Annotated in this window: 12 protein-coding genes; 2 read left to right on the top strand and 10 right to left on the bottom strand. The window is 45.3% G+C overall.

Annotated features, from left to right (window positions below; translation table 11 throughout):
- Nucleotides 1–76 precede the first annotated feature (76 nt).
- Together parE and parC are read left to right on the top strand one after the other, a co-directional pair.
- Nucleotides 77–1975, top strand: coding sequence for a DNA topoisomerase IV subunit B (parE, locus tag J5A60_RS03375; RefSeq protein WP_212510573.1), 1899 nt, complete (start codon nucleotides 77–79; stop codon nucleotides 1973–1975).
- A 160-nt stretch (nucleotides 1976–2135) separates the two neighbouring features.
- On the top strand, nucleotides 2136–4388 hold the full coding sequence (gene parC, locus J5A60_RS03370) for a DNA topoisomerase IV subunit A (RefSeq protein ID WP_249113888.1): 2253 nt from the start codon (nucleotides 2136–2138) through the stop codon (nucleotides 4386–4388).
- Between the two features lie 34 nt (nucleotides 4389–4422).
- On the opposite strand, the gene J5A60_RS03365 is transcribed toward parC, so the two are convergent.
- From J5A60_RS03365 to aroC, 10 genes are all read right to left on the bottom strand, one after another.
- Nucleotides 4423–4857, bottom strand: a complete 435-nt coding sequence (locus J5A60_RS03365) for a nuclear transport factor 2 family protein (RefSeq protein WP_212510572.1) — start codon at nucleotides 4855–4857, stop codon at nucleotides 4423–4425.
- Nucleotides 4858–4870: 13 nt separating this feature from the next.
- Nucleotides 4871–5599: a tetratricopeptide repeat protein gene (locus tag J5A60_RS03360; protein WP_249113887.1), complete on the bottom strand. Its 729-nt coding sequence runs from the start codon at nucleotides 5597–5599 to the stop codon at nucleotides 4871–4873.
- Nucleotides 5586–6302 carry a YwiC-like family protein gene (locus J5A60_RS03355; protein WP_212510571.1) on the bottom strand — a complete coding sequence of 239 codons (717 nt, stop codon included), beginning with the start codon at nucleotides 6300–6302 and terminating at the stop codon, nucleotides 5586–5588. Before J5A60_RS03355 ends, J5A60_RS03360 begins: the two co-directional genes overlap by 14 nt.
- A 117-nt stretch (nucleotides 6303–6419) precedes the next feature.
- On the bottom strand, nucleotides 6420–7295 hold the full coding sequence (locus J5A60_RS03350) for an endonuclease/exonuclease/phosphatase family protein (RefSeq protein WP_371817620.1): 876 nt from the start codon (nucleotides 7293–7295) through the stop codon (nucleotides 6420–6422).
- 2 nt (nucleotides 7296–7297) lie between these two features.
- Complete coding sequence (dnaX, locus tag J5A60_RS03345) at nucleotides 7298–9343, bottom strand: DNA polymerase III subunit gamma/tau (protein WP_212510569.1); 2046 nt, start codon at nucleotides 9341–9343, stop codon at nucleotides 7298–7300.
- A 25-nt stretch (nucleotides 9344–9368) separates the two neighbouring features.
- Nucleotides 9369–9980, bottom strand: a complete 612-nt coding sequence (gene apt, locus J5A60_RS03340) for an adenine phosphoribosyltransferase (protein ID WP_212510568.1) — start codon at nucleotides 9978–9980, stop codon at nucleotides 9369–9371.
- A gap of 21 nt (nucleotides 9981–10001) precedes the next feature.
- Nucleotides 10002–10958, bottom strand: a complete 957-nt coding sequence (gene lpxM / locus J5A60_RS03335) for a lauroyl-Kdo(2)-lipid IV(A) myristoyltransferase (RefSeq protein ID WP_109103681.1) — start codon at nucleotides 10956–10958, stop codon at nucleotides 10002–10004.
- Nucleotides 10959–10995: 37 nt separating this feature from the next.
- Complete coding sequence (locus J5A60_RS03330; RefSeq protein WP_212510567.1) at nucleotides 10996–11763, bottom strand: TSUP family transporter; 768 nt, start codon at nucleotides 11761–11763, stop codon at nucleotides 10996–10998.
- Between the two features lie 3 nt (nucleotides 11764–11766).
- Entirely contained in the window at nucleotides 11767–12639 is an 873-nt protein-coding gene (gene mepA / locus J5A60_RS03325) for a penicillin-insensitive murein endopeptidase (protein ID WP_212510566.1), read from the bottom strand.
- Between the two features lie 20 nt (nucleotides 12640–12659).
- Nucleotides 12660–13733, bottom strand: a complete 1074-nt coding sequence (gene aroC / locus J5A60_RS03320) for a chorismate synthase (protein ID WP_006717633.1) — start codon at nucleotides 13731–13733, stop codon at nucleotides 12660–12662.
- Nucleotides 13734–13736: the final 3 nt, after the last annotated feature.

The raw sequence follows: 13736 nt of genomic DNA, 5'->3' as shown, positions 1-13736 counted from the left end.
GTGCGGTTAAAAATCCCGTTGTTTTTTGCTATAATCCTGCGCAATTTTGCTTCCAAGATTTTATTAATGAATGACTATGACAACGAATTATTCCGCCAACGAAATTACCGTTTTAAAAGACCTTGAACCGGTACAACTCCGCCCGGGCATGTACACCGACACTACCCGCCCAAATCACCTCGCACAAGAAGTTATCGACAACAGCGTGGACGAGGCCCTTGCCGGTTTTGCCACGAAAATTGAAGTGATTTTGCATAAAGATCAATCCATTGAAGTGACCGACAACGGACGTGGTATGCCGGTGGATATTCACCCGGTGGAAAAGATATCCGGCGTAGAAGTGATCATGAGCAAACTGCACGCCGGCGGTAAATTTTCTAATAAAAATTACACCTTCTCCGGTGGTTTGCACGGGGTGGGAATTTCTGTGGTGAACGCCTTATCCGAGCGAGTTGATGTCACCGTTAAACGTAACGGTGAAGTGTATAAAATCGCCTTTGAAAATGGTCAAAAAGTGGAAGACCTCACCGTTATCGGTACCTGCGGTCGTCGCACGACCGGTACCACCGTGCATTTCAAACCGAATCCGAAATATTTCGACAGCGAAAAATTCTCCGTCAGCCGTTTGCGTCATTTACTCCGAGCCAAAGCCGTGTTGTGCTCAGGGCTAGAAATTAAATTTATCGATAAAGTGAATGGCACCGAAGACACTTGGCTTTATCAAGACGGCTTGAACGACTATTTAATGGAAGCGGTAAACGGTTTAGTCACCTTGCCGGAACAACCGTTTATCGGTGAATTTAAAGGCGAAAAAGAAGCGGTATCTTGGGCGTTATTATGGTTGCCGGAAGGTGGCGAACTCATTGGTGAAAGCTATGTAAACCTGATTCCGACCGCACTTGGCGGCACACATGTCAACGGTTTACGTCAAGGCTTATTGGATGCCATGCGTGAGTTCTGCGAATTCCGCAATTTATTGCCGCGCGGCGTGAAACTCACCGCTGACGACTTATGGGATCGTTGTGCTTATGTGCTTTCCCTTAAAATGCAGGACCCGCAATTCGCCGGACAAACCAAAGAACGACTTTCCTCCCGTCAAAGTGCGGTGTTTATTGGCGGCGTTGTGAAAGATGCCTTCAGTTTGTGGCTCAACCAAAACGTTCAAACTGCCGAATTGTTGGCGGATATGGCTATTAGCTCAGCCCAACGCCGTTTGCGTGCAGCGAAAAAAGTGGTGCGTAAAAAACTGGTAAGCGGCCCTGCGCTACCGGGCAAACTCGCCGACTGCAGCTCACAAGATCTCAATTTAACCGAATTATTCCTCGTGGAAGGAGATTCCGCCGGCGGTTCTGCCAAGCAAGCTCGAGAACGTGAATACCAAGCGATTTTGCCGTTGCGCGGTAAAATCTTGAACACGTGGGAAGTCTCACCGGAGCAAGTCTTAGCCTCACAAGAAGTGCATGACATTGCCGTGGCACTGGGCATTGACCCCGACAACGATGACTTATCCCAGCTACGCTACGGTAAAGTCTGTATTCTCGCCGATGCGGATTCGGATGGTTTACACATTGCCACCCTACTTTGCGCCCTCTTCCTACGTCATTTCCCGAAACTGGTAGAACAAGGCCATGTGTATGTGGCGATGCCGCCGCTCTATCGAATCGACTTAGGCAAAGAGGTGTTCTATGCCCTCGACGAAAGCGAAAAAGACGCTATCTTGGATCGTCTGAAAGGGAAAAAAGGTAAACCAAACGTCCAGCGTTTTAAAGGGTTGGGTGAAATGAACCCAATGCAATTACGCGAAACCACAATGGATCCGAACACCCGTCGTTTAGTGCAACTCACCTTTGAAGCACAAAGCGAAGAAAGCCAAGAAACAATGGAAACCATGGATATGCTACTGGCCAAAAAACGCGCTGAAGACCGTAAAAACTGGTTACAAGCGAAAGGGGATCAAGTGGATTTGGCTGTGTAAAAAGAAAAGTGCGGTGAAATTTTCAAACGCTTCAAAACATTTCAAAAATTAACCGCACTTAAAAGCTCCCCTCGCCCCTCTTTACAAAAGAGGGGAAACTTGGCGAAAGCCAATAAATTAAACGAATATTATCGACATAAATAAAACGCAAAAATAAATCATGACTGACTCCATCAACTACGAAGGCATCGAACAAATGCCACTACGCCACTTCACCGAAAGGGCGTATCTCAACTACTCCATGTACGTCATCATGGATCGCGCCTTGCCGTTTATCGGTGATGGTTTGAAGCCGGTACAGCGACGCATTATTTATGCCATGTCCGAGCTAGGGCTGAATGCGGCGGCAAAATATAAAAAATCTGCCCGTACTGTGGGGGATGTGTTGGGTAAATTCCACCCGCACGGTGATAGCGCTTGCTATGAAGCCATGGTGTTGATGGCGCAGCCCTTCTCTTACCGTTACCCATTGGTTGACGGGCAAGGCAACTGGGGCGCGGTGGACGATCCGAAATCTTTCGCGGCGATGCGTTATACGGAATCCCGTTTATCTAAAATTTCAGAAGTGCTATTGGCGGAGCTCGGTCAAGGTACTGTGGATTATCAACCAAACTTTGACGGTACCTTAGAAGAACCGCAATATTTGCCGGCACGTTTGCCGCATATTTTACTCAACGGTACGACAGGGATCGCGGTGGGGATGGCAACGGATATTCCTCCGCACAACATTAATGAAATCGCCGATGCTGCAGTGATGTTGTTGGATAATCCAAAAACCACCTTGGATGACTTGTTGACTGTGGTGCAAGGCCCGGATTTCCCGACAGAGGCGGAAATCATTTCACCGAAAGAAGAAATTCGCAAAATATATCAGCAAGGTCGCGGCTCTATCAAAATGCGTGCAGCATGGAAAAAGGAAGACGGGGAAATCATTATCAGCGCCCTGCCGCATCAAGCGTCGCCATCCAAAGTGATTGCGCAAATCGCCGAGCAAATGACCGCGAAAAAACTGCCGATGGTAGAAGATATTCGTGATGAAGCAGATCATGAAAATCCGGTGCGCATTGTGATCGTGCCGCGTTCGAATCGCGTAGATACCGATGCCATGATGGCGCATTTATTTGCTACCACCGATTTGGAAAAAAGCTATCGTGTCAACATGAACATGATTGGTTTGGATTACAAACCGGCAGTGAAAAATCTGTTGGAAATCCTCACCGAGTGGCTGACTTTCCGTCGCACCACCGTGACTCGACGCTTGCAATACCGCTTAGACAAAGTGCTTGCACGCCTGCATATCTTGCAAGGTTTGATGATTGCCTTTTTGAATATTGATGACGTCATCGAAATCATCCGTCACGAAGATGAACCGAAAGCCGAATTAATGGCACGTTTCAACTTAAGCGATGCACAAGCGGAAGCCATTTTGAACTTGCGCTTGCGTCATTTGGCGAAACTGGAAGAACATCAGTTGCAAGCGGAACAAGCAGAGCTGGAAAAAGAGCGGTCATCTTTGGAAGAGATTTTAGGCTCTGAACGCCGTTTAAATACGCTGTTGAAAAAAGAAATTCAACAGGATGCCAAAACATACGCTAGCCCACGCCGTTCGCCGTTGATTGAACGAGCGGAAGCCAAAGCTATTGCAGAAAACGAAATGCTGCCGACAGAACCGGTGACGGTGATTTTATCGGAAATGGGTTGGGTGCGTTGTGCGAAAGGGCATGACATTGATCCGCAAGGCTTAAGCTACAAAGCCGGCGACAAATATTTGGCGCATGCCTACGGTAAAAGCAATCAACCGGCGGTGTTTATCGACAGCACGGGACGCAGTTACGCCCTGGATCCGCTAAGTCTGCCGTCTGCTCGCTCCCAAGGCGAGCCGCTCACCGGTAAACTTACCCTGCCGGCAGGCGCTACTGTTGATCAGCTCCTCATTGAAAATGAAGATCAGCCGTTGCTCATGGCATCTGACGCCGGATATGGCTTTATTTGTAAATTCGCCGATTTAGTCGCTCGTAACAAAGCCGGTAAAGCGCTCATTTCCTTACCGGAAAATGCCAAAGTGTTACCACCGTTAACACTGAAAAATCCGACCGCACTTTTGGTGGCACTCACATCTGCCGGCAGAATGCTGATTTTCCCTGCACAAGATTTACCGGAACTGTCCAAAGGCAAAGGCAACAAAATCGTCACTATTCCGTCCGCCAACGCCAAAGCGCGTTCTGAATTACTGGTGCGGTTATTGTTGATTGAAGAAAATTCCAGTCTCATCTTCCATTCCGGGAAACGTAAAGTAACCTTAAATCCGGAAGATTTACAGAAATTCCGAGCCGAACGGGGTCGCAAAGGGACGCAGTTACCGCGAGGGTTGCATAGCAACGTGGACATCGAAGTGGTGACACCACAGGAATAAAAAAGATAAGGGTGCCAATGGCACCCTTATTTTTTTAGGTTGAAGAACTTTTTTGATTTTCCTGCAATCTCGCTAACCCCTGACTAATCAGCAAACATCCTTTCCAGCCCCAATAGATTCTATGTTGTTGAATGAGCCCGTTTTCGATTTCCATCAATTCTAGAATATCAATTTGTTCACCCTCATCGGTTTGCCTTGGATATTCCCAAACTAATAAACGCCCATTTGTGAGATAGTCACCACGCCGAAACCATTTGACCAACTCATTAGGACGACGCTTTGTCCCTTCCTGTAAGAAAAATTTAATCTCATCCTTGCTATTCAGTACGCCATTTGTCCTATCTAAGATAGCCGGAACCAAAGGACTTTCAAATACCGCATGATCCGCGTATAACGCAATTAACGCCTCAACATCGCGCTCCTTTGCATACTGGTGCCATTTTTCGTATATGTATCGAATCTCATCCATTTATTGTATCCACTTAACCTTCTAATAACGCTAGACGCTCTTTTGCTTCTTCAGAAAAACGGCTTTTTTGTGCGATTAAATCTTTATAAATAGAAATCGCCATCGGTCGATTACGTTTTGTGCCTTCGCCTCGTTCATACATTAACGCTAAGCGGAAAATAGCCTCTTCATTACCTTGTTTAGCCCCTTTTTCTAACCACTTGAAGGCTTTATTAAAGTCTCTAATTTTAATTTCGTTATAGTACAGAGTGCCTAAAACGAGCATCGCCTGTGAGTCATTAGCTGATGCGGTTTTCTCCAGCAAAGAAATGCCATGATTAAGATTCTTTTTGACGCCATAACCACCGGCGTAAAGAATACCTAAATTGGTTACCGCAATTCTGCTTCCTTGTTCTGCGGCTTCGCTGAACCACCAATAGGCTTTTTCATAATTTTGTTCGACACCTTCTCCACGAAAATAAAGTCGCCCAAGATCCAACTGTGCGCGTCTATCATCTTTCAACGCAAGAAGATACATCACATTAAACACGGAGGGCATATCATTGCGTTGAAGAAAAGCACGCCCCCAATCTCTTAGCTGATCATTCGTAAGTTCATTACGCAACAGTTTCCCGCTTTCTTCCACGGTTTGAACCATGGGAAAAACCGGCGTTTCCACAGCAAGAGCAGAAAAACTAAATAAGCCAAGGCCAATTGCAAAATGCTTTAAGCGTTTTTTCATCATCTTTTTACAAAGTGGCATAAAGTAAATTCGCAAAAAACAATAGGGAAATACCCATTTCAGTGAAACCCACTTGTTTGACCGACATTTTTTTCTTCGGCAACCAAATGGCACGAATGAATGGCGGCACAAACGCCAACGCCATGAGATATTGTTGGACAAAAACAAATCCGAGAATACAAAGGGCGTGAAAACCAATGGATAATTTTAAATACAACGGATTTTTACGCTCGCGCATAACGGATTTTACATATAAAGTCGTTCCAATAAAAAATAAGCTCGGATACAGCGCGACCAGCCAAATTTTGTCATCAAAAGTGCGGTCAGGAAAATAATAAGCTCCCATACCGGCAATGGCAAAAATCACGATACCTACCAAATCATTTAAAAAAGCGCGCTCATCTTTCTGCTTAACGTAATAAATACTGATCAACACGAACGGCAACATGGCCGCCACAAATAACACCGTATGCCAGTTATAAATCAATACTGGGATGGCAAAAATGACACAGGCGAAGAAATAAATCCACGACCATTTGATATATAGTTCCAAATTTCTGCCTTTAAATAAATTCAGAAACGGATAAGTCATTAAATACAAGGAAAACCATGCCAGCAAAAAGAAAACGTGTTGCCAAATCGGGTTGCTGAGCAACATCCCATATAAAAATGGCATGAGCGCCATGACGATGGCACCGTGTTGATTCGAAATCAATAGTTTCATAAATAAGACGAGTGATTGGTTAATAAGTTTAAGAATTTTAGAGGTTTTTCATTTAGATGAACATAGCTCTTGCGAATTATTTTTATTACGAAAAACAAACTAACTTGCATTCAATGTTTAATCGGCTAATTCCACATCCAACAACAAAGGTGCATGATCAGAGCTTTCCGTTGGTTCTGTTGTCGCATTTAATACGTTCAGCCCACGCACAAAAACATGATCCAACGGATTGCCTAAAAAACGTAATCGGTGATCTTGTGCAAAAGAAACTTCAATCAAACCGAATTCCTTTATCAATTCTCGGATGATCCGCATACGATAACCGTTCCAAGAATTAAAATCACCGGATAACACAAGCGGGCCTTGATGTTGCGAAACTAACTGCATCAGTGTGCGAAGTTGTTCTTCATAAGCCGTCGGATTCATTTCAAAATTAATCAAATGCACGTTGACCAATAACAGCGCTTGCCCGTGGGACAGAGGCAAACTCATCGCCGCGCCCACTTTGGGAATACGAATCCAAGGCTCAGATTTTGAGCCGGCACAGTAAAAGTGCGGTGCAAATTGAGAGAGAATTTCAATGCCGGATTGTTGTTGTAAATAAGCAAAGGCGCTGACATAAAGTGCGGTAGGAAATCGCGATGAATATTGCGCAGCCAATTCTTGTGTGTTTAACACTTCCTGTAATAACAACAGATCACGTCCCTGCGCCAAACGATTCAGCGCCTCTTGCCAACCGGCATCTTGTCCTTTATGCAAATTCCAAATCAACAAGCGAAATGTCTTCTGTGTGATTTCGGGGAGAGGCTGTTCTGCTTGATAACAAATTAACTCATCCTGTTTTTTTATCGGATGATAGGTGAGATTTGGCGTCGTGGTAAAGTGAATGTTGACGGGGGAGAAAATCGTTAAGCTATAAAAAAGATAACCGGCAATCGCCGCTATAAGGAAAACGAGAAAGGCGATAAGTTTAAAGGCGTGTTTTCTAAACATCATTACACCGGACGAATGCTTTTCACATCAACGCTACAATCAAATTCGCGTTCTAATAATTGCAATTTTTGATCCTGCAATAAATCCTGTTTCGCCTGCTCCCGTAATTGAGCATAAATTTTGCGGCGATAATCCGTCGGCGTTAAATACTGTTCGTCATCGTTAATTTCAACGGTCAATGCAATGGTTTTCCCTAACACATGTGAAACCGACTGCTGCAGCAATTTGCAATGTTTATCTTGATTCAAATGTGCATGGCTGGAACGCACACCCAATTTAAGCGAATCTTCGCTTTCCGTCCAAATAAAGGTATTTAACGCGAATTCTTTGGTGAGATTTTCCACGCCACTTTGTTCAATCAACTGTGCCCAGCGATCTTGTTCTTCCGTTAAATGGACAATTTTTTGCTGTAATTCAGGGGTGATGTCTTGCAGAATGGCGGCCTTGATGTCCGAAGGTTTGGGACCTTGTTCAACGTATGCCAGTTCAGGATTGCTCCACTCCCAACGGTAATCTTCGCCTAGCACATCTGAATCGTTTTCTTCGCTCTCCGATTCATTCGGATTTTCTACCGCACTTTTAGCATCCAAGGTGTCAGAAGCGTGAGAAAGTGCGGTCAGTTTTTCAGAGGAATGTTGTGCTAGGCGCTCAGACTTTTTTTTTTCTTGAGAAGGGCTGCTCGGCATGGCATCCAGTTGGTCTAACCCGTTTAATGCGCCAAGTACAGGCGAGCTCACCAAGGTTTCTGCCGATTGCGTGGATTGAGGTTGCGCGCTTTTTGCCACGGTTTCATTCGTAGTGGATTTTTTACGATCTTGATAATGGGCTTTTATCGCCTGAGAAACGACCGGCATTTCAATCGCCGCTGAAGCAGTTTGACCAGAAGATTTAACACGATTTTCCACCGCACTTGATGTATTTTTTGGTGAGCTTTCTTGCGTACTACTTTCAAGGTTTAGTGGTTGACCAATGAATTTCGGATGAAACGCCAACGCACGCAATAACACCATTTCTGCGCCCATGCGCGCGGTTGGTGCCAAACTTAATTCTTTCCGACCACTCACCACCACTTGGTAGAAAAACTGTACATCCTGTGGTGCGATATGTTTCGCTAAAAAGCTAATGTGATCCGCTTCCGTTAACGAGGCTTGTGGTAATAATTGCTGCATCGCAATCTTGTGCAGATTTTCTGCAACTTCACGCAACAGCTCATCCCAATCACCTGCTTTATTCGCCACCTCACTCACAACTTGCATGAGCTTTTCGCCATTGCCTTGTTGCAAGGCATAAATAATTTCAATGGCTTGGGTTTCATCCAATAAACCAAGCATTTCATTGACAATATTGAGCGTGACATTGCCGTTACTCATTGCAATAGCTTGATCTGTCAAACTGAGACTGTCGCGGATACTGCCTTGTGCCGCACCGGCAAGTTTATCTAATGCTAAAGACTCAAAGGGAATCTGTTCCTGATTTAGGATGTATCCCAAATGCTCGGCAATTTGGGATTGCTCCAAGGCTTTCAAATGGAACTGCATGCAACGAGATAAAATCGTCACCGGCAGTTTATGAGGATCAGTGGTCGCCAACAGGAATTTCACATATTCCGGCGGCTCTTCCAAGGTTTTTAAGAGCGCATTGAAAGAATGGCGTGAAAGCATGTGCACTTCATCGATAAGATACACTTTATAACGCCCCAACACCGGCTTGTATTGCACGTTATCCAACAGCTCGCGTGTATCTTCCACTTTGGTGCGGGATGCCGCATCGATTTCAATTAAATCGATAAAATTGCCTTCTTCAATGGCTTTACAGTGTTCACATACACCACAAGGCTCGGCAGTCACACCGTTAACACAATTCAGCCCTTTGGCAAATAAACGGGCAATGGAAGTTTTCCCCACGCCGCGCGTGCCAGAAAATAAATAAGCATGATGCAGGCGATTTTCACGCAAGCCGTTAGCAAGTGCGGTCAAAATGTGTTGCTGACCGACAACCTCGGCAAACGTTTTTGGTCGCCACTTTCTTGCTAATACTTGATAACTCATGCTTTATCCCTGTCCATTTGGAAAATTAATGGCCGGCAAAATTAACTAAAGTATAAGGTTCTACGCCTAAATCGCGTAAGCGTTGTTCGCCGCCGAGATCCGGTAAATTGATCACGAATGCCGCATGCTTCACTTCGCCGCCCAAACGTTGTACTAATTTGACCGTGGCTTCAACGGTTCCGCCTGTTGCCAATAAGTCATCAATAATCAATACGTTATCACCTTTTTGAATGGAATCTACATGAATTTCCAAGGTGTCTTGTCCATATTCCAATTCATAAGATTGCGCAATGGTTTCACGTGGCAATTTACCCGGTTTACGTACCAATACGAAAGGCACATTTAATGCCAATGCCACCGGTGCACCAAAAATAAAGCCACGGGATTCCGTCCCAATGACTTTATTAATGCCTTTATCTTTGCAATGTTGCACCATCAAATCGATCGCAGCGCGAAATGCCGTCGGTTGTTCTACTAAGCTGGTAATATCACGAAAAATGATCCCCGGTTTCGGATGATCAGGAATGGATTTAATTGAAGAAGCAATAAGTGCAAGTTGTTTTTCCATTTTTTTACCTAAAAGTGCGGTTGTTTTTTCACACAAATTAAAATTATAAATCGGCGCGCATATTATCATAAATCGACAGATTGCCGAACATTAATCATAAAGATCTTCGCCATTTTTTCGGGTGCGCAGAAGCTGCAAAATCCACACGTATTGTTCTGGGGTTTCGGTAACAAAACTTTCGATTTCTGCGTTCATGGCACGAGCAGATTGCTGCGGATCATCACTCAGTGTCATTGCCGGATGAATTTCCATTTGGTATTTACCCAGCTGCGCGTTATAGCGTGGAAACATCGGGATCACAACGGCTTTTGCCAACTTCGCCATTTTATTAATGCCCGGTAAAGTCGCTTTGTAAGTCGCGAAGAAATCCACATACACGCTTTGTTCTTCCCCAAAATCTTCGTCCGGCAAATAATAACCCATTTGTCCTTGTCGAATGTGGCTCAAAAACGGTTTGATGCCATTTTGACGGGCGTGCATTTTGCCGCCGAAACGTTGGCGCGCCAGCGTCCAAAGCCAATCCACCAGAGGATTGCGATGCGGGTTATACATGGATGTCATCGGAATGCCATGGGTGTGCAAAATAATCCCTGACGCATCAATTGCCCAACCGTGCGGCACCAGCAAAATCACATTTTTGCCCTGCTCTTTTGCCTGTTTAATATGTTCAATGCCAATAAATTCACTGCGCTGTTGCAAATGTTTTTTTGAACGCACCGCAATTTCGCCGATCCCTAACATCACTTGCGCCAATACAACAAACATGTCATCAATCACCTGTTCGCGGTGTTGTTCCGACCATTGCGGAAAGCAATATTGCAAATTAATTTGAGCGCGTTTGCGTTGCTTTTTCGCTTTATGTCCAACCAACAGACCAATCTTGGCGGCGAATTTATCGCGCAAACGAAAAGGAATAAACGCCAGCAACAGCAAAACCAAAATACCGAGCCAAATGCCCCAATATTTAGGCTTTAAATAGGACCACGAGAAATGCGGCTCATAGCCGACACGTGCCGTTAAACGAATATTTTGTTGAGAATCTGTCATAAAAAAACGTTGCGGAAATTCACCGCACTTTATCCCGTTAGAAATTAAACCAGCCTTGATCAAAAGCCATTTTTATCGTCATGATAAAAGACATAACCACCACCATTGGGCGAATCAACGTTTTGCCTTTGGTCATCACCATTTTAGCGCCTAAATTGGCGCCAATAAATTGGCCCGCCATCATAGCCAAACCGACCGTCCATAAAATTTGCCCGCCAATAAGGAAAAAAATTAAGGAAGCCAAGTTAGAGGTAAAATTCATGACTTTGGCATGCGCAGTGGCCTTGGCTAAATTAAAACCCAGTAATGTCACACATGCCAAGCTCATAATCGAACCGGTGCCCGGCCCGAAAAATCCGTCATAAAAACCCATCCATGTGCCGATACAAAAAGCGAAAATCGGATAAGACAGACGTTGTTTACGATCTTCATCGCCCAGTTTAGGGGTGACTAAAAAATAAATCCCGATCGCTAAAATTAAAAATGGCAGCATTTTTTTAATGACGGAGGCATCAATCAGCTGAATTAAAATCGTTCCGGCGACAGATCCAAAGAAAATCATCAGCAAAATTAGCCAAACTTCCGAAAAATTGACCGCTCTTTTGCGCAAAAAATAAAGACTGGCGGAAAAGGAACCACCACAGGCTTGTAGCTTGTTAGTCCCTAGTGCAACCGCAGGCGGGATCCCCGTCATCAGCAACGCCGGAATCGTGATTAATCCGCCACCGCCGGCAATGGCATCAATAAAACCGGCAACAAAAGCGACCACAAATAAAATGGCTAAAATATCAAGACCGAATTCCATCCCTTACTCCAACCATTCACTCCGATTTGGTGAGTTCAAGATTTGTTGACACAAAAAAGGTTCTGGCGGTGTGACTTTGGGCTTACTTGGTGTTGCCCCGGGTTTTGGCGGTTCAAACCAAGAATAAAGTTCGCTATCACAGCCATCCTCAGCAGGCACCGGTGCTTGGTTTTCGCAGTGTTGTGCTCCCGGCGGACAAGTGAGGCGCACATGGAAATGCGAGTCATGCCCAAACCACGGACGGATTTTGTGTAACCAAGCACGATCCGAACCTGCAGTTTCACAGAGTTTCAACTTAATCGCCGGATTAACAAAAATACGCGTCACTTTCGGATCTTCCGCGGCTAACTTAATCAGTTTTGCGTGATTTGCTGTCCAAATGCTTTCGTCCACCCGTTGTGCTTTGCGATTCACCACCAACAAACCTTTTCCATCTGAATTCAAGGCATCAGTGTCAGACATACTGCCCATGCGCAACCAAATGTCAGCATCTAAGCCCATTTGATGACTGGCGTGCCCCGTCAAAAAACGTCCGCCCCCCGGCATAGCAATATCCCCAACCAACATCGTTGGTAAACCAGCCGCTTTGACGCGTTGCCCAAGACGTTGCAAATAACGAATCATGTCCGGATGACCATAATAACGGTTTTTATTCATACGAATGACTTGATAGCCTTCGCCTTTATAAGGCAAGGGTTCCGCACCGATAATACAGCCGTTGGAATAGCTGCCAATCGCCTCGGCTTTGCCGTTTTCTGCCGGAATCGGGCGTTTGATCTGTTGCCAATCTTGTGGTGCAGCAAAAGTGGAGGTCGCAAAAAAAACGCTGCTAAAAATGACCGCACTTTTGATGAGTTGATGAAAAATCTTATTCATTATGGTGTCCCTGTTGCAAATTATCGACACTGCGCCTGAAATCGTAATAAATGATCTAATAGCACAATCGCCATCATCGCTTCGGCAATCGGCACGGCGCGAATCCCCACACAAGGGTCATGACGACCTTTGGTCACCACCTCTACGGGTTCGTTATTAAGATTGACTGAGCGCCCCGGAAGGGTGATGCTAGAGGTAGGTTTTAACGCAATGGTCGCAATAATCGGTTGTCCTGAGCTGATACCGCCCAAAATGCCGCCCGCATGATTGGAAAGAAAGCCCTCCGGTGTCATTTCGTCACGATGTTCACTGCCCTGTTGTTCTACGACGGCGAAACCATCGCCAATTTCTACGCCCTTTACCGCGTTAATGCTCATCAGAGCGTGGGCTAAATCCGCATCCAATCGGTCAAATACCGGTTCGCCTAAGCCCACCGGCACATTTTCGGCAATGACAGTTAATTTGGCGCCGATGGAATCACCTTGCTTTTTCAAGTCACGAATTAATTCATCGAATTTTTCCACCGCTCTTTTATCCGGACAGAAAAACGGATTACTATTCACTTCCGCCCAATCAATGTTTTCAAGGGATTGTGGTGCAATTTTCACTTTGCCGATTTGGCTTAAAAAGCCTCGCACTTCAATGCCGAATTGTTCACGTAAATATTTTTTTGCAATAGCGCCTGCCGCCACACGCATGGCGGTTTCACGAGCAGAAGACCGACCGCCACCGCGATAATCACGAATACCGTATTTTTGCTGATAAGTGAAATCAGCATGCCCCGGGCGAAAACGATCTTTGATTTCGCCATAATCCTGCGAGCGTTGATCGCCGTTTTTGATGATCATGCCAATGCTGGTACCGGTGGTTTTGCCCTCAAAGACGCCGGACAAAATTTGCACTTCATCGTCTTCTCGACGTGGCGTCGTGTAACGAGAGATACCCGGTTTACGGCGATCTAAATCCGGCTGAATATCTGCTTCCGAAAGCGCCATATTTGGTGGCACACCATCAACAATACAACCTAATGCGATGCCATGAGATTCACCAAAGGTGGTGACGCGAAACAATTGCCCAATCGTATTTCCAGCCATAAT

Source organism: Aggregatibacter sp. oral taxon 513 (genome assembly GCF_018128305.1).
GTDB lineage: Bacteria > Pseudomonadota > Gammaproteobacteria > Enterobacterales > Pasteurellaceae > Aggregatibacter > Aggregatibacter segnis_A.
Note: the sequence above shows the minus strand (reverse complement) of the source record. Positions and strands in the feature narration are given on the sequence as shown.